The sequence below is a fragment of the Porphyrobacter sp. MBR-49 genome (assembly GCF_053628655.1).
On record NZ_JBRJGU010000001.1, the window covers coordinates 382,736 to 406,904 of the forward strand.

General features: G+C 62.8%; 22 protein-coding genes. 8 read left to right on the top strand and 14 right to left on the bottom strand.

Annotated elements, in window-relative coordinates:
* From dxs to rpe, 6 genes are all read right to left on the bottom strand, one after another.
* Complete coding sequence (dxs, locus tag ACSSV3_RS01790) at positions 1–1,965, bottom strand: 1-deoxy-D-xylulose-5-phosphate synthase (protein ID WP_354326925.1); 1,965 nt, start codon at positions 1,963–1,965, stop codon at positions 1–3.
* Between the two features lie 69 nt (positions 1,966–2,034).
* Positions 2,035–2,505 (bottom strand): Fur family transcriptional regulator, encoded by a 471-nt coding sequence (locus ACSSV3_RS01795; protein ID WP_354326923.1) that lies wholly within the window; start codon positions 2,503–2,505, stop codon positions 2,035–2,037.
* 98 nt (positions 2,506–2,603) lie between these two features.
* Positions 2,604–2,927 (bottom strand): hypothetical protein, encoded by a 324-nt coding sequence (locus ACSSV3_RS01800; RefSeq protein ID WP_354326921.1) that lies wholly within the window; start codon positions 2,925–2,927, stop codon positions 2,604–2,606.
* 79 nt (positions 2,928–3,006) lie between these two features.
* Positions 3,007–4,608, bottom strand: coding sequence for a bifunctional phosphoribosylaminoimidazolecarboxamide formyltransferase/IMP cyclohydrolase (gene purH, locus ACSSV3_RS01805; RefSeq protein ID WP_354326919.1), 1,602 nt, complete (start codon positions 4,606–4,608; stop codon positions 3,007–3,009).
* A gap of 10 nt (positions 4,609–4,618) precedes the next feature.
* The gene (locus tag ACSSV3_RS01810) at positions 4,619–6,499 is read right to left on the bottom strand and encodes a heparinase II/III family protein (RefSeq protein ID WP_454184742.1); all 1,881 of its coding nucleotides are present in this window, start codon (positions 6,497–6,499) and stop codon (positions 4,619–4,621) included.
* Complete coding sequence (rpe, locus tag ACSSV3_RS01815) at positions 6,499–7,161, bottom strand: ribulose-phosphate 3-epimerase (RefSeq protein ID WP_354326915.1); 663 nt, start codon at positions 7,159–7,161, stop codon at positions 6,499–6,501. Before rpe ends, ACSSV3_RS01810 begins: the two co-directional genes overlap by 1 nt.
* A gap of 230 nt (positions 7,162–7,391) precedes the next feature.
* Here rpe and ACSSV3_RS01820 point away from each other — a divergent pair, with 230 nt between their 5' ends.
* Positions 7,392–7,949: a DUF2141 domain-containing protein gene (locus tag ACSSV3_RS01820; RefSeq protein WP_354326914.1), complete on the top strand. Its 558-nt coding sequence runs from the start codon at positions 7,392–7,394 to the stop codon at positions 7,947–7,949.
* Positions 7,950–8,047: 98 nt separating this feature from the next.
* Here the strand turns inward: ACSSV3_RS01820 and ACSSV3_RS01825 are convergent, their stop codons facing one another.
* The 3 genes from ACSSV3_RS01825 to mnmA all read right to left on the bottom strand — a co-directional run bounded on the left by ACSSV3_RS01825 (position 8,048) and on the right by mnmA (position 11,252).
* Positions 8,048–8,971 (bottom strand): hypothetical protein, encoded by a 924-nt coding sequence (locus tag ACSSV3_RS01825; RefSeq protein ID WP_354326912.1) that lies wholly within the window; start codon positions 8,969–8,971, stop codon positions 8,048–8,050.
* Complete coding sequence (locus tag ACSSV3_RS01830; RefSeq protein ID WP_354326910.1) at positions 8,968–10,017, bottom strand: diacylglycerol/lipid kinase family protein; 1,050 nt, start codon at positions 10,015–10,017, stop codon at positions 8,968–8,970. Before ACSSV3_RS01830 ends, ACSSV3_RS01825 begins: the two co-directional genes overlap by 4 nt.
* Before the next feature lie 65 nt (positions 10,018–10,082).
* Complete coding sequence (gene mnmA / locus ACSSV3_RS01835; RefSeq protein WP_454184737.1) at positions 10,083–11,252, bottom strand: tRNA 2-thiouridine(34) synthase MnmA; 1,170 nt, start codon at positions 11,250–11,252, stop codon at positions 10,083–10,085.
* 300 nt (positions 11,253–11,552) lie between these two features.
* Here mnmA and ACSSV3_RS01840 point away from each other — a divergent pair, with 300 nt between their 5' ends.
* From ACSSV3_RS01840 to ACSSV3_RS01865, 6 genes are all read left to right on the top strand, one after another.
* Entirely contained in the window at positions 11,553–11,813 is a 261-nt protein-coding gene (locus ACSSV3_RS01840) for a hypothetical protein (protein ID WP_354326908.1), read from the top strand.
* Positions 11,810–12,109, top strand: a complete 300-nt coding sequence (gene sciP, locus ACSSV3_RS01845) for a CtrA inhibitor SciP (protein WP_354326906.1) — start codon at positions 11,810–11,812, stop codon at positions 12,107–12,109. Before ACSSV3_RS01840 ends, sciP begins: the two co-directional genes overlap by 4 nt.
* A gap of 106 nt (positions 12,110–12,215) precedes the next feature.
* Complete coding sequence (locus tag ACSSV3_RS01850; RefSeq protein ID WP_354326904.1) at positions 12,216–12,482, top strand: GlsB/YeaQ/YmgE family stress response membrane protein; 267 nt, start codon at positions 12,216–12,218, stop codon at positions 12,480–12,482.
* Between the two features lie 196 nt (positions 12,483–12,678).
* Positions 12,679–13,869 carry an efflux RND transporter periplasmic adaptor subunit gene (locus ACSSV3_RS01855; RefSeq protein WP_354326902.1) on the top strand — a complete coding sequence of 397 codons (1,191 nt, stop codon included), beginning with the start codon at positions 12,679–12,681 and terminating at the stop codon, positions 13,867–13,869.
* A gap of 78 nt (positions 13,870–13,947) precedes the next feature.
* Positions 13,948–17,523 (top strand): efflux RND transporter permease subunit, encoded by a 3,576-nt coding sequence (locus tag ACSSV3_RS01860; RefSeq protein WP_354326900.1) that lies wholly within the window; start codon positions 13,948–13,950, stop codon positions 17,521–17,523.
* 62 nt (positions 17,524–17,585) lie between these two features.
* Positions 17,586–18,884 (top strand): DUF445 domain-containing protein, encoded by a 1,299-nt coding sequence (locus ACSSV3_RS01865; protein ID WP_354326898.1) that lies wholly within the window; start codon positions 17,586–17,588, stop codon positions 18,882–18,884.
* A 30-nt stretch (positions 18,885–18,914) separates the two neighbouring features.
* On the opposite strand, the gene ACSSV3_RS01870 is transcribed toward ACSSV3_RS01865, so the two are convergent.
* From ACSSV3_RS01870 to sucC, 5 genes are all read right to left on the bottom strand, one after another.
* Positions 18,915–19,220 (bottom strand): hypothetical protein, encoded by a 306-nt coding sequence (locus ACSSV3_RS01870; protein ID WP_354326896.1) that lies wholly within the window; start codon positions 19,218–19,220, stop codon positions 18,915–18,917.
* A gap of 389 nt (positions 19,221–19,609) precedes the next feature.
* Entirely contained in the window at positions 19,610–19,915 is a 306-nt protein-coding gene (locus tag ACSSV3_RS01875; RefSeq protein WP_354326894.1) for a hypothetical protein, read from the bottom strand.
* Between the two features lie 277 nt (positions 19,916–20,192).
* Positions 20,193–21,122, bottom strand: a complete 930-nt coding sequence (locus tag ACSSV3_RS01880; RefSeq protein ID WP_354326892.1) for an electron transfer flavoprotein subunit alpha/FixB family protein — start codon at positions 21,120–21,122, stop codon at positions 20,193–20,195.
* 34 nt (positions 21,123–21,156) lie between these two features.
* Positions 21,157–21,903, bottom strand: a complete 747-nt coding sequence (locus tag ACSSV3_RS01885; protein ID WP_354326891.1) for an electron transfer flavoprotein subunit beta/FixA family protein — start codon at positions 21,901–21,903, stop codon at positions 21,157–21,159.
* A gap of 94 nt (positions 21,904–21,997) precedes the next feature.
* Complete coding sequence (gene sucC, locus ACSSV3_RS01890) at positions 21,998–23,212, bottom strand: ADP-forming succinate--CoA ligase subunit beta (RefSeq protein ID WP_354326890.1); 1,215 nt, start codon at positions 23,210–23,212, stop codon at positions 21,998–22,000.
* A 126-nt stretch (positions 23,213–23,338) separates the two neighbouring features.
* Here sucC and ACSSV3_RS01895 point away from each other — a divergent pair, with 126 nt between their 5' ends.
* Positions 23,339–24,115 carry a 3'(2'),5'-bisphosphate nucleotidase CysQ gene (locus ACSSV3_RS01895; RefSeq protein WP_354326888.1) on the top strand — a complete coding sequence of 259 codons (777 nt, stop codon included), beginning with the start codon at positions 23,339–23,341 and terminating at the stop codon, positions 24,113–24,115.
* Positions 24,116–24,169: the final 54 nt, after the last annotated feature.

The following is a 24,169-nucleotide window of genomic DNA, read 5'->3' on the forward strand; positions in this document are numbered from 1 at the left end:
TCACGCCCGCGCGCCCTCGGCAGAATCGGCGGTGATCCCGGCGCTGTTGTGCTTTAGCGCCTTCAGCACCGCATCGACAATCTGCGGCGCGTTAAGGCCCGCCTGATCATATTGCTTGGCGGGATCATTATGATCGATGAAACTATCGGGCAGGCGCAGCGTGCGCACTTTCAGCGCGCCGTTGCCGCTGTCGCCATCGGTCAGGCCTTCATCGCTGGCAAAGGTCAGGACATGCGCGCCCAACCCGCCGATTGATCCTTCTTCCACCGTCACCACAACTTCGTGGGTGCGCATCAAGCGGGCGATCAGATCGTGATCCAGCGGCTTGGCAAAGCGCATATCGGCGACCGTGGTGGAAAGCCCCTTGGCCTCCAGCACGTCGGCGGCTTTCAGCGCCTCGGCCAAGCGCGCGCCCAATGAGAGTATCGCGACCTTGGTGCCCTCTCGCACCAGCCGGCCCTTGCCGATTTCCAGCTTCACCGGAACGTCTGGCAGCGGCACCCCGGTGCCATTGCCGCGCGGGTAACGGAAGGCGATGGGGCCATCGTCATATTCGGCGGCGGTGTAGGTCATGTGCACCAGCTCGGCCTCGTCAGCGGCGGCCATCACCACCATGTTGGGCAGGGTGGCAAGATAGGTCACGTCGAACGATCCGGCATGGGTTGCCCCGTCCGCGCCGACCAGCCCGGCGCGGTCAATCGCAAAGCGCACCGGCAGATTCTGGATGCACACATCGTGCACCACCTGATCATAGGCGCGCTGGAGGAAGGTGGAATAAATCGCCGCGAAGGGCCGCATTCCTTCTGCCGCCAGACCCGCCGCAAAGGTCACGGCGTGCTGTTCGGCAATGCCGACATCAAACGTGCGGGTCGGGTGCGCCTTGGCAAATTTGTCCACCCCGGTGCCCGAAGGCATGGCGGCGGTGATCGCGCAGATGCGGTCGTCAGTTTCAGCCAGCTTCGCCAGCGTCAGGCCGAACACGTCCTGATAGGCGGGCGGGCCTGCTGCACTCTTGCTCTTTTCGCCGGTGATGACGTTGAACTTGGGAACGCCGTGATACTTGTCAGCGCTGTTTTCGGCCGGTGCGTAGCCCTTGCCCTTTTCGGTGACGACGTGGATCAGCACCGGGCCTTCCGATGTGTCGCGCACGTTTTCCAGCACCGGGAGCAGGTGATCGAGATTGTGCCCGTCAATCGGGCCGACATAGTAAAAGCCCAGTTCTTCGAACAAAGTCCCGCCGGTCACCATGCCGCGGGTGAATTCCTCCGCCTTGCCGATGGTGTCGTGCATCCGGCGGCTCATCTTCTGGATCACGCGGGAAGCCAAGCTGCGGAGGCCGAGATATTCGGATGATGACACCATCCGCGCCAGATAGGCCGAAAGCCCGCCTACCGGCGGCGCAATCGACATGTCATTATCGTTGAGGATCACCACCAGCCGATTGCCTGCCTGTGCGGCGTTGTTCATCGCTTCATAGGCCATGCCCGCGCTCATCGAACCATCGCCGATTACCGCGATGCCGCGTCCCGGCCGGCCTTTCAGCTTGTTGGCGATGGCAAACCCCAGCGCCGCAGAAATCGAGGTGGAGGAATGCGCCGCTCCGAACGGGTCATATTCGCTCTCGCTGCGCTTGGTAAAACCGCTCAGCCCGCCGCCCTGCCGCAGCGTGCGGATACGGTCACGCCGCCCGGTGATGATCTTATGCGGGTAGCATTGGTGGCCCACGTCCCACACCAGCTTGTCATCCGGGGTGTTGAACACATAGTGGATCGCCACGGTCAGTTCGACCACGCCCAGCCCCGATCCCAAATGCCCGCCCGAGGTGCTGACCGCATCGATCATCTCGCTGCGCAGTTCATCGGCGAGTTGGCGAAGTTGATCGGGCTTCAGGCGGCGCAGATCGTCGGGAGTGTCGACCAGATCCAGCAGTGGGGTGTTTGGGGGTGTGTGCGGCAGTTGCGTCATAGCCCAAGGCCTTACACTTCGAATTGGGGCCTGTCGATTGAACGCTTGATCGAGGTCAATGCGCGCCGATCAGGCGCAGGCTTTGCACAGCCCGCGAATTTCCAGCACCGCGCGCTGCGCCGTGAACTGGCGCGCGGCGGCAATGGCGCGCACTGCGCGGCTGACATCCTCGTCATCGACATGGGCGGCTTCCCCGCATTCATCGCATACCAGAAATATGCAATCATGCGCGCAGCCGGGATGGGTATTGGCGAGGTAGGCGTTGGCGCTTTCCACCCGCATCGCGAGGTTGTTCGCCACGAACACGTCAAGAATGCGATAGACGCTGTTGGGCGCCACCCGCTTGCCGCGCGCGGCGGAGAGATTGTCGGCAATGTCGTAGGCTGAGACCGGGCGTTCGTGCCGGGCGAGTTCGGCAAACACTGCCTCGCGCATCGATGTCCACTGTTCGCCCGCCGCCGTCAGAGCGCGTGCAGCCTCGGCGATCAGGTCGTGACCGCTGTGTTCATGGTGCGAATGGCTGATGGCGTGCTGTCCCATAGGCCGGATATAGGCGATGCGGACAGCTTTCGCCAAGCGGTTCGGGCGATCAGATGGCGTTGCGGTGAAAGTCTGTCCGATAATCGGTGAAAAGCGCGTTAGCGGGCGATCACGAATTCGGCAGAGGGAGCGGGCGCTTTGAGCGTTTCGGCGGCCTGCGCGGGTGAGGACAGCTTGCTGCCCCAGCTATCGGCATTGGCTCCGGCGACCAGCAATGCACCGCCGACAAAGCCGATGGCAAAATTGCGAAACAGGTCGGTAGCAAACAGGCGCATGGGATAGCTCGTGATTCGAATGAATGTTGCCCCGGCCTCTGCCCGATGCTGAATTGCCCCGGGATGAACACAGGATTCATAAAGTAATTCTGTTGGAAAGCCGTTTTGGTTACGAATGGTCTGAGAAAAAGTTACGATGCCGCCCATATCAGCCGAACCGCTCGCAGTATGCGGTGAAGCGCAAAGCAAGCAACGCCCTCAAGAGGGGCAGCGGTAGGGCAACAAATCAATGCCGGAAATGCCGCATCCCGGTGAACACCATCGCAAGGCCTGCGGCGTCGGCGGCAGCGATCACTTCGTCATCGCGGATCGATCCGCCCGGCTGGATCACCGCAGTCGCGCCAGCCTCGGCAGCGGAAATCAAGCCGTCGGCAAAGGGGAAGAACGCGTCGGATGCAACCGCACTGCCGATGGTGCGAGGGGCGGGCCAACCATGGGTTTCGGCGGCTTCCTGCGCCTTGATCGCGGCGATCCGCGCCGAATCGCGGCGGTTCATCTGGCCCGCACCGATCCCGGCGGTTGCGCCGTCCTTGGCATAGACGATGGCATTGGATTTGACGTGCCGCGCCACCGTCCAGGCGAACAGACAGTCCTGCAATTCCTGATCGGTGGGTGCGCGTTTGGTGACGACCTTGAGACCGTCCAGCGAAACCGCGCCGCCATCACGCGACTGGATCAGCACCCCGCCTGCGATGGTCTTCATCGCAAGCCCGCCGCGCCGGGGATCGGGCAACGTGCCGCATTCGAGCAGGCGCAGGTTCTTCTTTCTGGCGAAGATTTCGCGTGCCTCGGCGCTCACAGAAGGAGCGATCACCACTTCAGTGAATATCCCCGCAATCGCTTCGGCGGTCGCGCCGTCGAGCTCGGTATTGACCGCGACAATCCCGCCAAATGCCGAAACGCTGTCACACGCCAGCGCCGCTTCCCAAGCCTCCAGCAGCGAGCCGCCTTGCGCCACGCCGCAGGGGTTGGCGTGTTTGACGATAACGACAGCGGGCGCGCCGCCTGCAAACTCCGCCGCCAGTTCCAATGCGGCATCGGCGTCGTTGAGGTTGTTGTAGCTGAGCTCCTTACCCTGCAATTGCGCCGCCTGCGGCACACCGCGCGCGCCCACCATTAGCGGGACATAGATCGCGGCGGATTGGTGCGGGTTTTCGCCATAACGCAGCGTGTCTGCGCGCTTGAAGGCGAGCGGCAGGGTTGCAGGGAACAGCGTCGGTTCGTCGCTCGCGGTGGGCGAGAAGGCGAACCAATTGGCAATCGCTGCGTCATAGGATGCGGTGCGGGCATAGGCCTTGCCCGCCATGCGGATGCGGAATGCGTCTGACGTCGCGCCATTGTGCGCCGCCAATTCCTCCAGCAGCGCTGGGTAATCCGCCGGATCGGTCAGGATCGTCACAAACCCGTGGTTCTTGGCGGCTGATCGCACCATCGAAGGCCCGCCGATGTCGATATTCTCGATGATCTCGGCCCGGTCAGCGCCCTTGGCCACTGTCGCTTCGAACGGGTAGAGGTTGACCACCACCAGATCGATTTCGCCAATCCCATGCGCCTCCATCGCGGCGACGTGTTCGCCATTGTCGCGCAGCGCCAGCAGCCCGCCATGCACAGCCGGGTGGAGCGTCTTGACCCGCCCATCCATCATTTCGGGAAAGCCGGTGAGGTCGGACACGTCGCGCACGGTAAGCCCTACGTCGCGCAGCGCCTTGGCAGTGCCGCCGGTGCTGACCAGTTCAACGCCGCGCGCCGCCAATGCCGTGCCCAGTTCAGCCAAACCCGTCTTGTCGGACACTGACAGCAGCGCCCGCTTGATCGCCTTGTTGGTCATGGTCGAAAATCTACCCTGTTTTCCTCAGCAGCCACGAGAATTGCCCGCCGCTGCGCAATGCCAGTCCTTCGATCACCAGCTGTTCGGTGGCGTGCGGGCGGCCATCGCCATCAACCCACAGGCTATCCTCGGCAGCGAGGGTGATCGCGCCCGCGCCCGCCCTATCGCCGCGCAGGCGGAATTGCCACAGGCGTCCATCGGGCAGCAGCAGGCTCGCCCCGCGCTTGTCGCCCGATAACTGCACCTCAACCCCGCGTCCGAGATGGAACCGCAATGCAAAGGCGATCTTGCCGCGCTTGCCGTTTTTGGCGCTGGGGATCAGGATATCCTCACCCGCCAGTTCGGTGCCATCGCCGCTGAGGGTGAGAATGCGCTGATGGGTCAGGCCGAAGCGCGCGGCATAGCCATCATGCGCGGCTTCGATCCGGGTCGCCTCACGCCCGCGCCCCGCCACCATCCGCCGCTCAACCGCGACCGTTTCGACGCCCTTGCCAAGCTGGCCGTGGAGCAGCACCGCGGTCGAATTGGCATTGTCGAGCACCAGCGTCGAAAAGGCAGCGGTGGCGCGCAGCCCCTGCCCGATGCGCGCGGGCACCTGCCCTCCTGCCAGCGCCGCGCCGCCGCAGTTGACGATAATCCGCGCCGGGCCATCCGACAATTCAAACGCCAGCGTCGAAGCACAGCCGACCCGCGCATGGCGTGAGCGCGGCGGCGGGGCAGTGTCGAATTGCAGCAGCGTATCGCCCGCGCGGATGCGGTGATAGCCCCAGTTGGCGGTGTTGGTCAGCGGGCGGGTACGTATGCCCGAGGCTTCGATCACGGCGGCCACGCGGTCGGCCGGAATTGCGCCTTGCCCCTGCCAACTGCCAAGCGCGCCGTCCCCGTGCCGCAAGGCCAGCAGCGGCGGCACCAGCAATTCACGCATCACATCGAGCGCGGGAGGCGGCGAGACGTCGACCGCTTCGTAACAGGCGAGAAGGTCGGTCAGCAGCCGGATCGCGTCCAGCTGCGCCGCCGGACAGCGCGACAGCACGCCGCCATCTTCACCCACCATGTCGCCAAGCGCTTTTACCAGACCCGCTTCGCCAAACAGCCGCCGCGGCTTGCCGTGAGGCAGCAGCAGCCCTGCGGCAACGATCCCGGCCCAGCCGGCGACCTGTCCGAAGCCCGCGCCCGCGCGCGGAGCCTTCTTGTCGAGCCACGCGGCGGTTTCGGCAATCGCGGACAGCAGGCGCGATTTCAGCGTCTTGTCATGGCCCGCCAGCACCAGCGGGGCATGCACCAGCCACGCGACCAGCCGCAGCCCGGCGTGTTCAACCTCCCACGCTGGCCCCTTGCCCGGTGCGCGATTGGCGTGGAGCCATTGGGTGGTGATCCGTTCGGCCACCACGATGCAATCGGCGCGCGGGGCGCTGGCAGCGAGGTCGGAAAGCCAGCTGAAACTGTGCAGCGCCCGCTCTATCCCCGGCGCATGGCGCGCAGCGGGTGCGAAATCGAGATTGGCAATCGGCAGGCGCGCGCCGTGGATCAGGAAATGTCCTGCGCGCAGCGCCGTGCCCGCCGCGCGATCACCGCGATTGGGGCTTTCCACCGTCGCCAGCACGCGCAGCGGCGGCGGGCGGCGGAACGGCGCGGCCAGCGCGTGTCCCGGCACGCCGATGCGGTAGGCCAGCCGGATCAGCGCCTCGCCCGGCCCGGCCTGCACAGCGATCATGTCACTGAGCGCGAGCGCGCGCGAGGGTTCTTCGGGCTGCGGTTCGGGCGCAAGCTGTGGGCGCTGGATCGTCCCCGGCTCGGCCCCGTTAGCCAGGCCCAGCACCGGATTATCCGCCACCCGTTCAACCAGCGCATCGGCGCGGCGGCCAGCGGGCGTGCGCAGCAGCGTCGCCATCATCGCCCTCCCTTGAGCGCGGCAATATTGGCGGCGTAATGATCCGGCCCGCCCTTGAACGTGGCAGAGCCTGCGACCAGCACATCGGCCCCGGCCTCCACGCACATCCGCGCGGTTTCGGCATTGACCCCGCCATCGACCTCAAGATGAATCGTCCGGCCCGAACGGGTGATCATTGAGCGGATGCGCGCGATCTTGTCGAGCTGCGAGGGGATGAAGCTCTGCCCACCGAAACCGGGGTTGACGCTCATCACCAGAACAAGGTCAGCCAGGTCCATCAGATTGTCGAGCACTTCGACCGGGGTACCGGGGTTGATCACCACACCCGCTTTCTTACCCAGCGCCTTGATCGCCTGCAGCGTGCGGTGGATATGCGGCCCCGCTTCGGGGTGGACGGTGATAATATCCGCACCGGCGTTGGCGAATGCCTCAAGATAGGGATCGACCGGGGCGATCATCAGATGCACGTCGAATGGCCTGTCGGTATGCGGGCGCAGCGCCTTGACCACGTCCGGCCCGATGGTGATGTTGGGCACGAAATGCCCGTCCATCACATCAATATGGATCCAGTCCGCCCCTGCTGCGTCCACGGCGCGCACCTCTTCGCCCAGCCGTGCAAAATCGGCCGAAAGGATCGAAGGCGAGATCAATGGTGCTGGCATGGCGCGGCGCAGGCCCTTTCTGAGGCATTATGTGCCATACGGGAGCCGCGAATCGACGGACAAGCGCAAATCACACCTTTTCCACGGTGGTGTTTCTTTCCCAAAAACCGCAACGCGTATCAATTAAGCCCCAATTCAGGCGCGCCTTGCAACAAAGATGTAACGACTGACTGCTCAGTTGACGAACCGCTGTTAGTGAGTTGCTCCCTTCCCATTTTATTGAGACGCCCATGACCGGTTATGCTTTTCCTTATCGACTGCCTGATCTGCCGCATATTGTGGGCAGAACGATGTTGCCGATTGCGGTGGCGGGGTTGGCGCTGGCTGGCGTCGGAGTCAGCGCGCCGCTTGCCGCGCAGGCCCATACCTATGCGCGCGTCGGCCCCAACGACATGAGCCTTTGCGCGCCCGGCAAAGGCCCGGCGGTGCGGATCACGGTGAGCGGTATGAAATCGTCAACCGGCCACCTGTTCGTGCGGACCTATCCCGCCAACAAACACGACTGGCTGAAGAGCAAGCGTTATATCATGAAGGTTGAGGCCACCCCGAACGAAGGCGGCGTCGCTGTGTGCGTGCCGCTGCCATCGGCAGGCGATTATGCGATTGCGATCCAGCACGATATCAACGGCAATCGCAAAACAGATTTTTCGACCGATGGGGCGGGAATGTCGAACAATCCGACGATCTCGACGTTCCTCGGCATCCCGCGACCGCCTGCGCTGGAAAAGGTGCGCTTTACTGCGGGCGAGGGCGTTACCCGGATGGCGATTGCAATAAGATACCTTTAGAGCATCGTGCTGAAAAGCGGGAACCGGTTTTCAGCTTTTCACGATGCGACAACAAAGGCTTGAGCGGACGACCTGCGTCAGATTTAACGCAGTCCGCCCTAGGCTTGATCGTGGATTGATCGCTGGCGGCAGCGATGCCGCCATAGATTCCACAACACTTGCGGCGCGGCGAGCAGCGGGAAGCGTTCGCGAAACGGGGTCAGCGCTACTGCCATGCCGGTATGGCGTTCAATCTTCCACGCGGCATAGCGCGCTGCGCCGTCAAAGGTTGTGCTGGCCTTGACCAGCCGGATAAAGTTGAGCGGCTTGCCCAGCCGCCGTCGCCGTTTCCACCAGCCCAGGATCGCGCGCCGTTCATTTGGGGCAAGGCGCGGGGTGAAGATTGCGCCCTGTTGATCGGTCGCGATTCCCGCAGCGTTGAGTGCCAGCGGGAGCAGGCCGCTGAAATGATCGGCGTTGACCGAGAGAATGTCGTTTTCCCGCCCCTGCTTTTCGACCCGGAATTCAGCCTTGTAGGTGGCGCGGAACAGGGCGCGCCAATACTCTTCCGCCGTGCCGCTTTTGGGGCCGAGCGCCGCAGCCAGTCGCGCAGCCGTGATGCAAGCGGCATCAATCGCGGCGATCACTTCGCCGCGCGCGGTATCGTCTGCGGTCCAGACCAAGGCGCTCGGCTGAACGAAACGCGCCCAGATTGTGGTATCGGTCAGCTCGCCAGTGGCCGCGCGGGCGAAGGTGGCCAGCCGCATGGTTGCGACCTTGGCGCGCAGCGTAACGCCGTCATGCGCGCGTTCGTGATAGCTGACCGTCGGCCAGATCGCCGCTTCCTGCGTGCCGGGCAGCAGGATGTAGAAATCCAGCACCCCGTCAAGCGAGCCGGTTCTGAGGTTCGATCCATAGAACAACACCGCCCGCGCGCCCGCCTGCTGCGCCAGCGCCTCGGCAAAGGTTGCAACCGCAGGATCGACCGGTGTGGCAAGGCGGGCGGCGATCCGTTCGGCCAAGGGGCCGGGGTTGGTATTCATGGCGTGACGAAAGCGAGCTCCGGCCCTTGTTCGACCAGGTAATCGCCGGCGGGAAAAGCCTCGCCATCCATAATGAATTGATCACCGATCGACAGGCTGAACTGGGTTGCTGTGATCTGGTGGATGCCGCGTTCACGCAGCCCGTGGCTCAGCTTGCCCATCAGGACCAACGGGACCAACGCCGTGGCGCGCCGCGAAATCTGGTCAACCGCAACCAGTTTCAATCCCTTGCGCAAGGGTCCGAACGGGCGGATGCCAGCCGGAAGACGTTCAAGCGTGGAGGCAAACAGCAATTGCCGCATTTCCGGATCGCCATGCCCGCTATGCGCCATCGGCGCTTCGGCAGCACCCAGACCAATGCGCATTGGCGCACCCTTGCGCCATGGGTTTTTGCGGCTCGCAAACAGCGATTGAAATAGCGCCCACAACCCCGTGACAGCCACCACCATGCTATTGAACGCGCCCAGCTTATGCGCGTCTTGCCCGGCCTGGATTGCTTTTGTGAACGAACCGGCACCCAGAATAAAGCCTGCAACCTTCGGTGTATCGGCAGCCCTGCCGCCATCCTCCTTCGAGGATACGATCATTGGGCGCCGCCAAGCGTGGCTGCCATGATCAAGCGCATCAATCGCATCCTGCAACGTCCAGTCATGGGGAACGCCCAGATCGACCGTCAATGCATTGGTTTTGCCTTTGGGCAGCACCGCAATCGCAGGCCAATTGTCCCCGAAAATCGCCTGTCCGCAGGTCAGCACGTCGCGCACGGTGCCATCGCCGCCGTTGATTACCAGCAAATCGATCCCGCGCGCTGCGAATTCAGCCAGCGCTTCGGGCAATTGCGCACGGGCGCTGGGCTGGGCAATATGGACGTGGGGGCATAGGCCGCAATCGAAATCCGCGCCCTGGTTGCGATAACTGCGCGGGTTGTAGATCACGCCAACGGATGGTGCCTGCCGCGTATCGCGAACCGGCAGTGCGCGCGCCTTTGCGGTGGAGGCAGATTCAGCTCGCGGGGTGTGCGCAAATTCGTAGATCGGCGTTGCCATGATTACCCTATACGTGTCGGGTACTCGATTTTCCACTGCCATCTTTGCCCGGAACTTTGCGAAAATCAGGCCGGAACCTTCTCGGTCGAATCGATCCAGCCGCCGCCGATTACCCGCTCTCCGGCATAGATCACGGCAGCCTGCCCCGGCGCGACGCCATATTCGGGGGCGGCGAAGCGGATTGTGACCGCGCCGCCATCGCCCAGTGAGCCATCAAGCACGATCGGCACCGGTTTGGCGAGGCTACGCACTTTTGCCGTCAGTGGTTCATCACCCAGCGGCCCGATGCGGTTGGTTTCAGTCACCCGTGCGGCATTGACCGCCAACATCCGCTTTGGCCCGACGCGCACTTCGCGTGCTGTTGCATCCAGCCCGATGACATAAAGCGGTTCGGGCTGGCCGCCGATCTCCAGCCCCTTGCGCTGGCCGACGGTGAAATGGACGATGCCTTTGTGCGTCCCCAAGGTCTCCCCGGTGGCAGCGTGGACGATCGCTCCCGGCGCCGCGCCTTCGGGCCGCACCTTGGTGACGATCTTGGCGTAATTGCCATCGGGCACAAAGCAGATGTCCTGGCTGTCAGGCTTGGCCGCGTTGCGCAATCCTGCCGCTTCGGCGAGTTCGCGCACCTGCGGCTTGGGCATCCCGCCTAGGGGGAAGCGCAGGTAATCGAGCTGTGCTTCGGTGGTGCCATAAAGAAAATACGACTGGTCGCGCGCCGGATCGAAGGCGCGGTGCAGTTGCGGGCCTTGTGCGGTCATCACCCGACGGACATAATGCCCCGTCGCAAGGCAATCCGCGCCCAATTCGCGCGCCATGCGGAACAGGTCGGTGAATTTCGGCCCCATGTTGCAGCGGATGCAAGGCACCGGGGTGCGCCCCGCGAGATATTCGTCAGCGAATTGTTCGACCACCTCTTCGCGAAAGGCGCTTTCATGGTCGAACACGTAATGCGCAATGCCAAGTCGATCCGCCACCGCGCGGGCATCGCGGATATCGTCGCCTGCGCAGCACGCGCCCTTGCGCCCGGTGGCCGCGCCATAATCATACAGCTGGAGCGTAATTCCGATCACTTCCGCCCCGCTGGCAGCGGCAAGCGCGGCGACCACCGACGAATCGACCCCGCCGCTCATCGCGACAACGATCCGGCAATCGGCGGCGGCGCGGGGCAGGTCGAACAGGGCGGCAGCATCAGGCCCGGTCAGCGGGCCGGCTTCGAGGAGCGCGGGCATGATCATGGAGATGACGGGCCATATAGCGACCTCCTGCGATCTTCGCCAGAGGTGTGAACAGGCGGCAGGGTTGCCGCACAGGCCAGCACTATTCCTAAGGCCAGGTAAATGGCGGCTTTACCCGATCTTGACGCACTGGCCTTATGCAGGGCGGTGATGTTCGAGAAAGCAAACTCCATTTCCACCCCCTACCGCGCGTTTGCGGGCGGCGTTCGGGCTGATGAAGGTGCACGCGTGCACCGCGTTGTGCAGGCGATGTCGGCAGCGCGATTCGAATCGCGCGGGCCCCGGCGCGCAGGCGATGCGTTGCGCGCGGTCGAATGGAGCGAAATCACCGCCCGGCTCAATGCCGCACGTGACCTCAGGCTGCTGCTGCGCAACGAAGTGCAAGCCCTGATCGAAGGTAGCGCCGCGAGCTTTGGCGATGCCGCCGCCAGTTATTTTGCACTGCTCGAAGATAACGAACCCGACGTTAACCATGATGCTTTAGAGCAATCTAAAGCCTTGGATGACATGCTCGACTCCAATGATGCAAACCGTTCAGGCGATGCGAAAGAAATGCAATGATTGAGAACCAGGACATCCGCCCCGCACAGGTAATCGGCCCGCTCGGCGAGCCGCTGACCCTTGCCGACCTGCCTTCTCCCGACACCCGGCGCTGGGTGGTGCGGCGCAAGGCCGAAGTGGTCGCGGCGGTGAATGGCGGCCTGCTGACGCTCGACGAAGCGCTGGCGCGCTATGGCCTGACGCTTGAGGAATTTGCCTCGTGGCAGCGCGCGGTTGATCGTTCGGGGATGCATGGCCTCAGGGTCACCAGAATCCAGCATTACCGCGACCTTTACGAACGCCAGCTGAAATATTGAATCCAGCGTAACGCTATCCTTGTATTGATATTCGCGGCCAAAACCCGCTAGCATTGCCTGATGGCGGCCAAGCCAACTTCGGCCCCGCCAAACAGGGAGAGATGCTATGGGTTGGATCATCGCAATAATTGTCGGCGGTGTCGCTGGTTGGCTCGCCAGTCTGGTCATGAATCGCGATGCGTCGATGGGTATTTTCGCAAACATCGTGGTTGGCTGCGTCGGCTCGGTCATTGGCAATCTGATTGCCGGCCCGTTACTCGGGATCAGCGGAAGCGTTCAGGAATTTTCGATCACTGGCCTGCTCATCGCCGTGCTTGGCGCCGTTGTGCTGCTCGGCATCGTCAACCTGATTCGACGCGGCAAGGTGCGCTGAAACCGCTTCATCGCTGATTTCGCGCGGGGAACCTGCCTGCGCGCCCTTCGTCTAGGCTGAAAGTCACCGGTCGATGCGTGCATTGCCCGAAACAGCGCGACGTTCTATCAGGCGTTGCGCTTGGTGACTTATAGAGGTAATACACTCCAGGACGTGCGGAACCCTCCGGGGGATCGGTCTGAGTGAGGGAACGGCGATGAATTACGAGACGACGATCACGGCTGAGGCGGCCGACGGCGTGAGCACCGATTTCAGCGGTTCGCGCACGCTGTCGGCACCTGTGATCCCGCGCTGGCTGCTGATCGGTGGGCTGGGCCTGTTTGGGCTATTGCTGGCGATTGCGGCCTATTTCGCCATTGCCGGAGGAGAGCCGGTGGCAGTTGGCGATGATAATTCACAGGCCCCCTCGGTCACAGTCATCACTCCCGGCAAGACCAGCATATCGGGCGAAATCGAAGCACCCGGCACGCTCGCCGCGCGGCGGCCGATGCCGGTGGGCGTGGTCGGTGAAGGCGGGCAAGTGCTGCGCGTTACCGTTGATGCTGGCGATTGGGTGCAGGCAGGGCAAGTGCTGGCGGTGATCGATCGCAGCGTGCAGGTGGAGCAGGCCGAAGCGCAGGCGGCCCAGGTCGAAGTCGCCCGGGCTGATGCCAATATCGCGCAGGCTAATCTTGATCGCTCGCTGCAACTGGTTGAACGCGGGTTTGTGTCCAAGGCCGATGTCGACCGGTTGACCGCCACCCGTGATGCTGCGGCAGCGCGGGTCAGGGTCGCCGAAGCGCAGCTGCGCGAACTGCGCGCCCGCAACCAGCGGTTGAATATTGTTGCCCCCGCGACGGGCTATGTGCTGGCGCGCGAAGTCGAGCCCGGGCAGACGGTCAGCCCAGGCACCGGCGCGCTGTTCACCATTGCCAGCGGCGGGGAGATGGAAATGCTCGCTCAGCTCAGCGAAGAACAGCTCGCAAGCTTGTCGGTAGGCACAATTGCCAGCGTGACCCCGACCGGATCAGAACAGACCTTTACAGGACAGGTGTGGCAGCTTTCTCCGGTAATTGATCAGGCGACCCGGCAGGGCATTGCACGGATCGCACTGCCCTTCGCATCGGCATTGCGTCCCGGCGGCTTTGCCACGGCGCGCATCAATAGCGGCAGCTTCACTGCCACGCTATTGCCTGAAAGTGCAGTACTGGCCGATGACGACGGCAGCTTTGTCTATATCGTCGGCGAAGATAACAAGGCGGAGCGGCGCAGCGTCAAAACCGGCGCGGTGACCAAAAACGGAATCGCTATTACCGCAGGCCTCTCGGGTAACGAACGCGTCGTGCTGCGCGCCGGCGGGTTTCTCAACCCCGGTGAAACGGTCAACCCCCAACCGCTCAAGAAGTAAAATTTTCGTCCCCGCGCGGCTGGCCCGCGTAACTGACTGACTGATACGCAAGAACCGCGCAACACAGGCAAGAACATCATGGCTTTACGCGACATCTCGGCTTGGTCGATCCGCAACCCGGTGATTCCGCTGGTGTTGTTCACCGGCCTGCTGTTTGCCGGGATCGTCAGTTTTCTACGGATGGATGTGACTGATAACCCGGATGTCGAATTCCCGGCGGTCAATGTCACGATTGTTCAACCCGGCGCTTCTCCGACCGAGATCGAAAACCAGATCACCCAGCGTGTTGAAAGCGCGCTGCGTGCGATCAACGGGGTCAATTCGATCCAGTCGACCGCGCGCGAAGGCAGTTCCAATACCTTCGTCGAATTCGAGATCGGCACAAACCTGATCGAAGCGGTCAACGAGGTTGAAACCGCAATTGACGGCGTGCGCGGCAGCCTGCCCGACGGCATCCTTGAGCCGCGCGTGAGCAAGATCAACGTGGTGGGCCAGCCGATTGGCTATGTTGCGGTCGAAGCCAATGACATGACGATTGAACAGCTCAGCTGGTTCATCGACGACACCATTGCCAAGCGGCTTCTGAAAATCGAGGGCATGGCCGAAGTGTCGCGCTTTGGCGGGGTTGACCGCGAGATCGAGGTGATCCTCGATCCGGCGCGGATGCAGTCGCTTGGGGTCACTGCGTCACAGATCAACGCTGTGCTGCGCCAGACCAACATCGATGCGGCGGGCGGCCTTGCCGAAATTGGCGGCACACGCCAGTCGCTGCGCGTGCTCGGCAATTCGGACAGTGCCTTTGCACTGTCGCAGGCCCAGATCCAGCTCGGCGGTGGTCGCACCGTGCGGCTGGCCGATGTAGCGACAGTTCGCGACGGCTATTCCGAACGCAATTCGATCAGCGAAGTGGGCGGCAAGGAAGTTGTCAATTTCGCCATGAGCCGCGCGCGCGGCGCGTCTGATCTTACCGTCTATGATGCCGCGCTGGCCGAGATGGACAAGATCGAGGCCGAGAATGATGGCGTGAAGTTCATCAAACTGGCAACCAGCACCACCTACACCCGCGCCCAGTACAACACCTCGATCTGGGCGCTGGTCGAAGGCGCGGTTCTGGCGGTCGTGGTGGTGTTCCTGTTCCTGCGCGATTGGCGCGCGACCTTCATCAGCGCGGTGGCGATCCCGCTATCGGCGATCCCGACCTTCTGGTTCATGGACCTGCTGGGCTTCAACCTCAACTTCCTGTCGCTGTTGGCGCTGGCGTTGGTGGCAGGCGTGCTGGTCGATGATGCGATCGTGGAGATCGAGAATATCGTGCGCCATATGCGCATGGGCAAAACCGCCTATCAGGCCAGCATCGATGCGGCCGACGAAATCGGCCTGCCGGTGGTCGCCACCAGTTTCTCCATCGTGGCGGTATTTTTGCCGGTCGGCCTGATGCCGGGGATTTCCGGCCAGTTCTTCCAGAATTTCGGGATCACGGTGGTGATCGCGGTGCTGATGAGCCTTGCCGTGGCACGGATGATTACGCCGTTGATGGCGGCCTATTTTCTCAACGCCAAAGGCCATGCCGACCACGGCAAGGGGCGCTGGATCGACCGCTATATGCAGGTGCTGACCTGGACGCTCGACACCGGTAAAATGGCCGCGCGCCGCGCCGGGCTTGATGGCCCGCGCCACCGGACATTTTACATGTTTGCCCTGTTGCTGACCGTGATCGCCCTGCTGATCGTGCCCGCCCTCACCATGTTTGAAATGTTCAGCGGTTCGGTGAGCGGATTGATCGCAGACTCCGCTGGTGCGGCCCCGCTGTGGAAGGGGTTGATCGGGCTTGACGTGCACAAGCAGATCGCCACCGCCGTTTCGAGCGATACCAATGGTTTCGTGTACAAGCTGGTCGCCAAGATCTTCGAGATCGTGATCGTGCTGCTGGTCTCGGGCCTGTCATTCCTGTCCGGGTGGCTGGCGTTCAAGGCGATTGAGCTGCCCGCTGGCGGTTCTGGCCGGTTTGCACAGGGCGTGCGCTGGATGACCGCGCGGTTCTATGATCACCGCGTGTGGATGCTGGCGGTTGGCTGGTTTTCGTTCCTGATCACGATTGTGCTGTTCGGACAGTCTCCGCCGCAATTTCAGCCCAGCATCGACACCGAGAACAGCCGGGTCGAAATCGAGATGGTGCCGGGCACCACGCTTGCCGAGACCAAGCGGGTCGTCAATGGCGTGGCCAAGCGATTGCGGCAGGAGCCCGAGGTTGAGCTCCTGCTGGAACGCATCCGACAGGGCGAAACTTCCTCGATTTTCATCAGGCTCAAGGAAGATCGCGCACGCACTTCGATCGCGTTCGAACGCGAGCTCGCCCCCGAACTCGCCAAGATTCCCGATGCCCGTGTGCGGTTTCAATCGCAGTCACGCGGATTTGGTGCAGGTCGCGATATGACAGTGATGCTCGCAGGCTCCGATCCGGTGCTGCTCGAACAGACCGCGACCCGGCTGGTTGAGGAGATGAAAGGCCTGCGTTCGCTGGTCGCCCCGCGCATCAGCGCCGATCTGAACCGCCCCGAAATCATCATCACCCCGCGTGACAAGATCGCTGCCGAACTCGGTGTCACCACCGCCGCGCTGTCGCAGACGATCCGCATCGCGACCTTGGGGGAGATTGAACAGAACGCGGCGCGTTTCTCACTCTCGGACCGCCAGATCCCGATCGTAGTGCGCCTGTCCGAAGAAGCCCGCACCGATTTTCGCACCATCGAAAACCTGCCGGTACCCACCGCCAATGGCGGATCGGTTCCGCTGAGCCGGGTGGCGGAAATAACCTTCGGTTCCGGGCCGACCGCGATCCAGCGTTATAACCAGAACCGCCGTGTTCTGGTCGGCGCAGACCTTGCTGCGGGCGTGCTCAAGGGCGAAGCGCAGGCGCAGATCGATGCATTGCCGGTGCTGCAAGACCTGCCCGTGGGCGTCATCCGTGACGTGGTGGGCGAAGAAGAATTCCTGGCCGAACTGCTCACCAATCTGGTCATAGCGATCGTTTCGGGCGTGTTGCTGGTGTTCGCAGTGCTGGTGCTGCTCTACAAGCGTTTGATGAGCCCGCTGGTCAACATGACCTCACTGGCGCTCGCGCCGCTCGGGGGTGTGCTGTTGATCTGGCTGACGGGTCAGGCGCAATCAATGCCGGTCTATATCGGCATCCTGTTGCTGCTCGGCATCGTGTCGAAGAACTCGATTCTGCTGATCGACTTCGCGATCGAGGAGATGAACAAGGGCGTTCCCAAGCTTGAGGCGATCATTGATGCAGGCCACAAGCGCGCGCAGCCGATCGTGATGACCACCGTGGCGATGACCGCCGGGATGGTGCCGGTGGCGCTGTCGCTGAGCGGTGACGGGGCGTGGCGCCAGCCGATGGGTATCGTGGTGATCGGCGGGCTGGTGCTCTCAACGCTGCTGACGCTGCTGATCGTGCCGGCGGGCTTCAGTCTGGCTGACGGGTTTGAAAAGCGCATCGGGCCATGGCTGCGGTCGCGATTGCTGACTTACAAGCCGGGCGATGACACCCGCCCGCAGCTCGCGCCTGATCAACCGTTCCCCGGCCTGCCCGGCGGTGCCAAGCCGGCCCCTGCGCGGCGCGCGCCGCCGGGGGCAGAACCGGCCGAGTGAGCGTTAAGGGCGTGATCGCTAAAGACGTGACTGACAGGCCGGAACCGGGCTAAAGACGGCCCATGGCGACACGTTCCCTGAGGCCCCTGACCTTCGGCGGAGAGCCGCTGACCGCAGACCGCGCGCGGCGCATGCGCTGGACGGCCACCGGGATGCTGGCCGCAATGGCGGTGGTGTTCATCGCCACCCACGGGCTGGAGGCGGCGCATCCGGCGTGGGGCTATGTCAACGCCTTTGCCGAAGCCGCAATGGTCGGCGGGCTGGCCGATTGGTTCGCGGTGACCGCGCTGTTCCGCCATCCGCTGGGCCTGCCGATCCCGCACACCGCGATCATCCCTGACAACAAAGACCGCATTGCCGACACGATGGCGCAATTCCTGCGCGAAAACTTCCTCACCCCCTCGGTGGTCGCGCGGCGGATGGCGGGAATGAACATCGCCAAGGCGGCGGGCGAGTTTCTGGCCGCCTCGCCCGAACGCGGCGCGGATGGCAGCATTGACGAACGTTCACGCATCACCAGCGGCGCGGCGGAATTGCTGGCCGAGGTGCTCGAATCGCTCGATCCCGACCGGCTCGGCAATCAGGTGCGCAGCGGGCTGGCGGGGCAATTGGCCAAGCTCGACATCGCCCCGCTCGCCGGGCGGATGATCGAAACGACGATGGCGGACAAGCGCCACCAGCCGCTGATCGATGGTTTCGTGCGCTGGGCGGGCCTCACTATCGAGGATAACGAGGATACGCTGCGCGAGATCATCCATCAGCGCGTGGCAGGCGTGCTGCGCTGGACGGGCCTCGACAAGACGATTTCCTCCAGCGTGCTCGACGGGCTCTATAAATTGCTCGCCGAGGTGCTGATCGATCCGCACCACCCACTGCGCGCCAAGATCGAGGAAGGGCTGCAAAAGCTCGGCCAGGATTTGCAGCACGACCCCGAAACCCGCGCCAAGGTGGAAGAAATGAAGCGCGATTTGATCGCCAATCCGGCGGTGGCGGTGTGGTGGACCGGCGTGTGGGAGCGTATCCGCCGGTCACTGATCACCCGCGCGCGCGATCCCGAAAGTGGGATGGGCGAGGAAATGCGCGTGATGCTCGGCGAATTGGGCGAGGCGCTGCAAGCCGACGCGCGGCTGCAACACCAGATCAACCGCTTCGCCCGCCGCACGATGGTGGGCGTCTCCACCCGTTACGGCGGGCAGATCGTCACGCTGGTGTCAGAAACGGTCAAGCGCTGGGACGCGGTGACGATTACCGGCCGGATCGAAAGCGCCGTGGGCCGCGACCTCCAGTTCATCCGCATCAACGGCACGCTGGTCGGCGGGCTGGTGGGAATGACGCTGCATTTTATTACGACGGTGCTGTGAGGGGGTGTCTCACGACACCCCCTCAGCGGATTAGTTGAACAGGCCGATCTGCCCATAGCCTGGAAGCGACAGTCTGCCTGGCGACCAGCGAATTCGACCTTCCTTGACGAAGTTCCCTTCGCTGTCCCGGTGACAGGCAATGTTGCGAACCTGCTGTTCCCATAATTCCTCGCCCGGACGGGTAGTGGATGGCCTGCGATCTTGCGGAGTGAGGGCTGCATGTTGCGGCAACACACGCCTGATTTGGGAAATGGTGGCAGACCCGCCGACATGGCGAAGAAAATCTTCAACTGCACGAGCAATATGCTCCTCGCGGGAGCGATTGTTGATATCCATGATGTGTCCTTCAACGCAAAACGGCGCGGTCCGAAGACCGCGCCGCCAGTTTCATGCGTAACGCACGAGCTTCCACGTGACCGCGTTGCCCCGATACGGAGGCATGACATTGCTCTGGGCAATGGGTGCGGTGGTCGAGGGCGAAGTCTGAGACTGCCAGACTCCGGATTCCGGACAACGAGAACCGGTCCGTGCGGTCGTGCCGATGGGCGCACGAGCCCTTGAGTGGATGTTCATTTGAGAACACCTTTCATGTTGCAAGCCGTCGAGGACACGCGGGGCTTGCGGAAAAAGGTGAGGGCCACTAAAGTGCTCGGGCTTGTAGAAAGCATGAGCGTGGCGTGTCCACCTCGTTTGGGGTCGTCGGCAGCAACCGGCGGCCCCAAACTTCATGTCACTCGATAGACCCCCCTCTTTTTCGGCACCGCCTCAAGTAGCGGGGGCTTCGAGTTGACCATTCGGTAAAGCTTGCTCGCAAGCTTTTTGCGTTCGTGGACTACGCCGGTCTGTCGATACAGGCCGACCAGCACCTCATCCACTGAGGCAATTCCATCAAACACGCCCTTGATTAGATCGATAATCTCCTGCTCGGTTTCATCAATCCGAGTGGCGGGAATCTGACGCAACAGCGCTTCGGGTAAATCATCAAGATCACCAAAGCGCGAGCCAATATCTGACGGTAGGATTTCTTCCATGCCCCTACATAGCAGGCTTCGCCGTCCGCGCAATAGTTAATCTCGCTGCAAGTCATTTTGTTACGCACGAATTAGCGCGCTTTGTGCTCGTCAGGCAGGAGGTCGCCGCGAGGGCTGACTCAATCTGTTGATGCAATAAGCTCCGCTGAGCCAATCACCTAAATGATTCACCGAAAATATGTGTCCGGGACTTGACTCATAAAAAAAGCCCGCGAGTCTTGGACTCGCGGGCTCCGAATACGTTGGGTCTCGGATTAAGTCGCAAAATAACTCTTAGTTATAATGCGCTCGTCAACTCCGGCACGGCGGCATACAAATCCGCGACCAGCCCGATATCCGCGACCTGGAAGATCGGGGCGTCTTCGTCCTTGTTGATGGCGATGATGACCTTGGAATCCTTCATCCCGGCCAAGTGCTGGATCGCGCCCGAAATGCCGATGGCGAAATATGCCTGCGGGGCAACGATCTTGCCGGTCTGGCCGACCTGATAGTCGTTGGGGACATAGCCCGCGTCGACCGCCGCGCGGCTCGCGCCGATGGCTGCGCCAAGCTTGTCCGCCAGCGGCGTGATGATGCTTTCGAACGTTTCGGCATCCTTCAACGCGCGGCCACCCGATACGATGATCTTGGCGCTGGTCAGTTCGGGGCGTTCACTCTTGGCGATTTCCGAGCTGACGAAGCTGGAAATGCCCGCATCGCCTGCGCTGCTCACGGCTTCGATGGTGCCCGAACCGCCCTCGGTCGCCGCTTTGTCAAACGCAGTGCCGCGCACGGTGATCACCAGCTTGGCATCGGTCGATTCGACCGTGGCGATGGCATTGCCCGCGTAAATCGGGCGGGTGAAGGTCTTCGGCCCCTCGACCGAGAGAATTTCCGATACCTGCATCACATCGAGATGCGCGGCAACGCGCGGGGCGATGTTCTTGCCGCTGGTGGTGGCCGGCGCGAGGAAGGCGTCGTGATGTTCCATCAGCGCCGCGGCGAGCGGGGCGACGTTTTCGGCCAGCCCGTTGGCATAGGCGGCGTCATCTGCGACGTGCACCTTGGCCACGCCAGCGATCTTCGCGGCAGCCTCTGCCACGCCGCCGCAATTGTGGCCCGCGATCAGCAGGTGCACTTCGCCCAGCTTCGATGCAGCGGTGACGACCGCGAGGGTCGCGTCGTGCAGCTTGGCGTTGTCATGTTCGACGAGAACGAGGGTTTTCATGTCGATCCGTTCCTTTTCCTGAGGGCTGGCGCGCTTACGCGATGCCGAGTGCCTTGATCTTCTCAACCAGCGCGGCAACGTCGGCGACCTTTTCGCCCGCCTGACGCACCGGCGGTTCTGCGACCTTGAGCGTGGTGAGGCGAGGGGTCAGATCGACGCCGTAATCGGCAGCGGTCTTGTTCGCGAGCGGCTTTTGCTTCGCCTTCATGATGTTCGGCAGCGAGGCATAGCGCGGCTCGTTCAGGCGCAAATCGGTGGTGACGATCGCGGGCATCGCCAACTTCACGGTCTGCAAGCCGCCATCGACTTCGCGCTTCACCGTCACGGAATCGCCGTCCACCTCAACGGTGTTGGCGAAGGTGCCTTGCGGACGGCCCATCAGCGCTGCGAGCATCTGGCCGGTCTGGTTCGAATCGTCGCTGATCGACTGCTTGCCAAGGATGATGAGGCCGGGGGCTTCTTCATCGGCGATGGCTTTGAGGATCTTGGCAACGGCGAGCGGTTCAACCTCTTCGTCGCTTTCCACCAGGATCGCGCGGTCTGCACCCATGGCGAGCGCGGTGCGCAGCGTTTCCTGCGCCTTGGCCGGGCCGACGGACACGGCGACGATTTCGGTGGCCGCGCCCTTTTCCTTGAGGCGGATGGCTTCCTCGATCGCGATTTCGTCGAACGGGTTCATGCTCATCTTGACGTTGGCAAGATCAACGCCGCTGCCGTCGGCCTTGACCCGCGGTTTGACGTTGTAATCGATCACCCGCTTGACGGGGACGAGGATCTTCATGGGGCGTTCCTTCCTCTCAAAGAATCACTGGTTACGCATTGGTCGCCCGCCTAACTTGCGTTTACGTAAACGTCAAGTTGGGCGCGCGCTTGAATCAGGCGGCCTTCTTCACTTCGGCAACGATCTTGCGCGCGGCATCGCCCAGATCATCCGCGCTGACGATGGCGAGGCCCGAATTGTTCAGGATCGCCTTGCCTTCGTTGACGTTGGTGCCTTCCAGGCGCACCACCAGCGGCACTTGCAGGTTCACGTCCTTGGCTGCCTGCACGATGCCGTTGGCGATCACGTCGCACTTCATGATCCCGCCGAAGATGTTGACCAGAATGCCTTCGACCGCCGGGTCTTTGAGGATGATCTTGAACGCCGCCGTCACCTTTTCGGTGGTGGCGCCGCCGCCCACGTCGAGGAAGTTGGCCGGGAAGGCCCCGTTCAGCTTGATGATGTCCATCGTCGCCATGGCGAGGCCTGCGCCATTGACCATGCAGCCGATATTGCCATCCAGCTTGATGTAGGCGAGGTCATATTGCGATGCTTCGACTTCGGCCGGGTCTTCCTCGGTCTCGTCGCGCAGGGCTTCGATCGCGGGGTGACGGTACAGCGCGTTGGAATCGAAGCTCATCTTGGCGTCGAGCACCAGCAGATTTGCCCCAGAATCACCAGAGGGCTCGCTTTCGACCAGCGGATTGATTTCCAGCATCGCGCAATCGGTCGCCATGAAGGCATCATAAAGCTGCTTCGCCAGCTTTTGCGCCTGCTTGTTGAGATCGCCGGTCAGTTTAAGCGCAAAGGCCACCGCGCGCCCGTGGTGCGGCAGGAAGCCCTGCGCCGGGTCGATGGTGAAGGTGGTGATCAGTTCGGGCGTGTCATGCGCGACCGCTTCGATATCCATCCCGCCTTCGGTTGAAACCACAAAGGCGACGCGGCCCGTGGCGCGGTCAACCAGCAGCGACAGGTAATATTCCTTGGCGATGTCGACCCCATCGGTAACGTAGAGGCGATTGACCTGCTTGCCCGCATCGCCGGTCTGGATCGTTACCAGCGTATTGCCGAGCATTTCCTTGGCGTGGGCCTCAACCTCATCGAGGCTCTTGGCGAGCCGCACGCCGCCCTTGGCGTCCGCGCTCAATTCCTTGAACTTGCCCTTGCCGCGCCCGCCCGCGTGGATCTGCGCCTTGACCACATACAGCGGCCCCGGCAGCTGCTTCGCGGCTTCGACGGCTTCGGCGACGCTGAGTGCGGCATGGCCAGCCGGAACCGCGATCCCGTGTTCCTTGAGCAGTTCCTTGGCCTGATATTCGTGGACATTCATGGCGTATCGATCCCTTTAATGCTGATCCGGGGGAGAGGTGATGTTGCGCGGGGCCTAAGCACGGATCGGCCCTCTTGAAAAGTGCTCTGTGCAAGCGCAACAGCGCCACTAGCATGATTGCCAAAAATGATAGACCGTGATCGCCTTCTTGCAATCGTCCGCGAGGCGGGCCGGATTGCCCATTCGCGCTGGCCGGGGGCGGGCCACGCATTGGCGAGCTGGGACAAGACCCCCGGCAATCCGGTGAGCGACGCCGATCTGGCGGTTGACCGCTTTCTCAAGCGCGAATTGCTGCGGCTGCTGCCGTCAGCGGCGTGGCTGTCGGAGGAAACCGCCGACGACAAGGCGCGCACCGATAGCGGGTTGATCTGGCTGGTCGATCCGATTGACGGCACCCGCGATTTTGTCGCCGGGCGCAGCGGCTGGACTGTGTCGGTGGCGCTGGTGAGCGCGGGACGCCCGCTGATCGGGATGCTGGCGGCCCCGGCGCGGGGCGAGGAATGGGTGGCGGTGGCCGGGCAAGGCGCGACGTTGAATGACGCGCCGATCCGCGCCAGCACCCGCACGCAATTTGCCGGAGCGCGGGTGCCAACGGTCAGCTTGCCGAAAGAAGACGCTGATCTGGTGGCGGTCGAACAGCCCAATTCGATTGCGCTCAGGATTGCGATGGTGGCTGATAACCGCGCCGATCTGGTCGCGACATTGCGCTGGGGGTTCGAATGGGACATCGCCGCTGCGACCCTGATCGCGCGTGAGGCGGGCGCTCAGGTGAGCGACGCGTTCGGACGCCCGCTTGATTACAACAAGCACGATCCGCGCGATTTCGGGGTGTTGGTGTGCTCGCCCGCGATCCACGCTGCGGCGGTGGAGCGGCTGGCTGAGCGGGCCAAGGCGCTGCGATAGGGGTTAAAGCCCCCAATCCTAACTGGTGCCTGAGGGGGAAATGATGAGGCACGA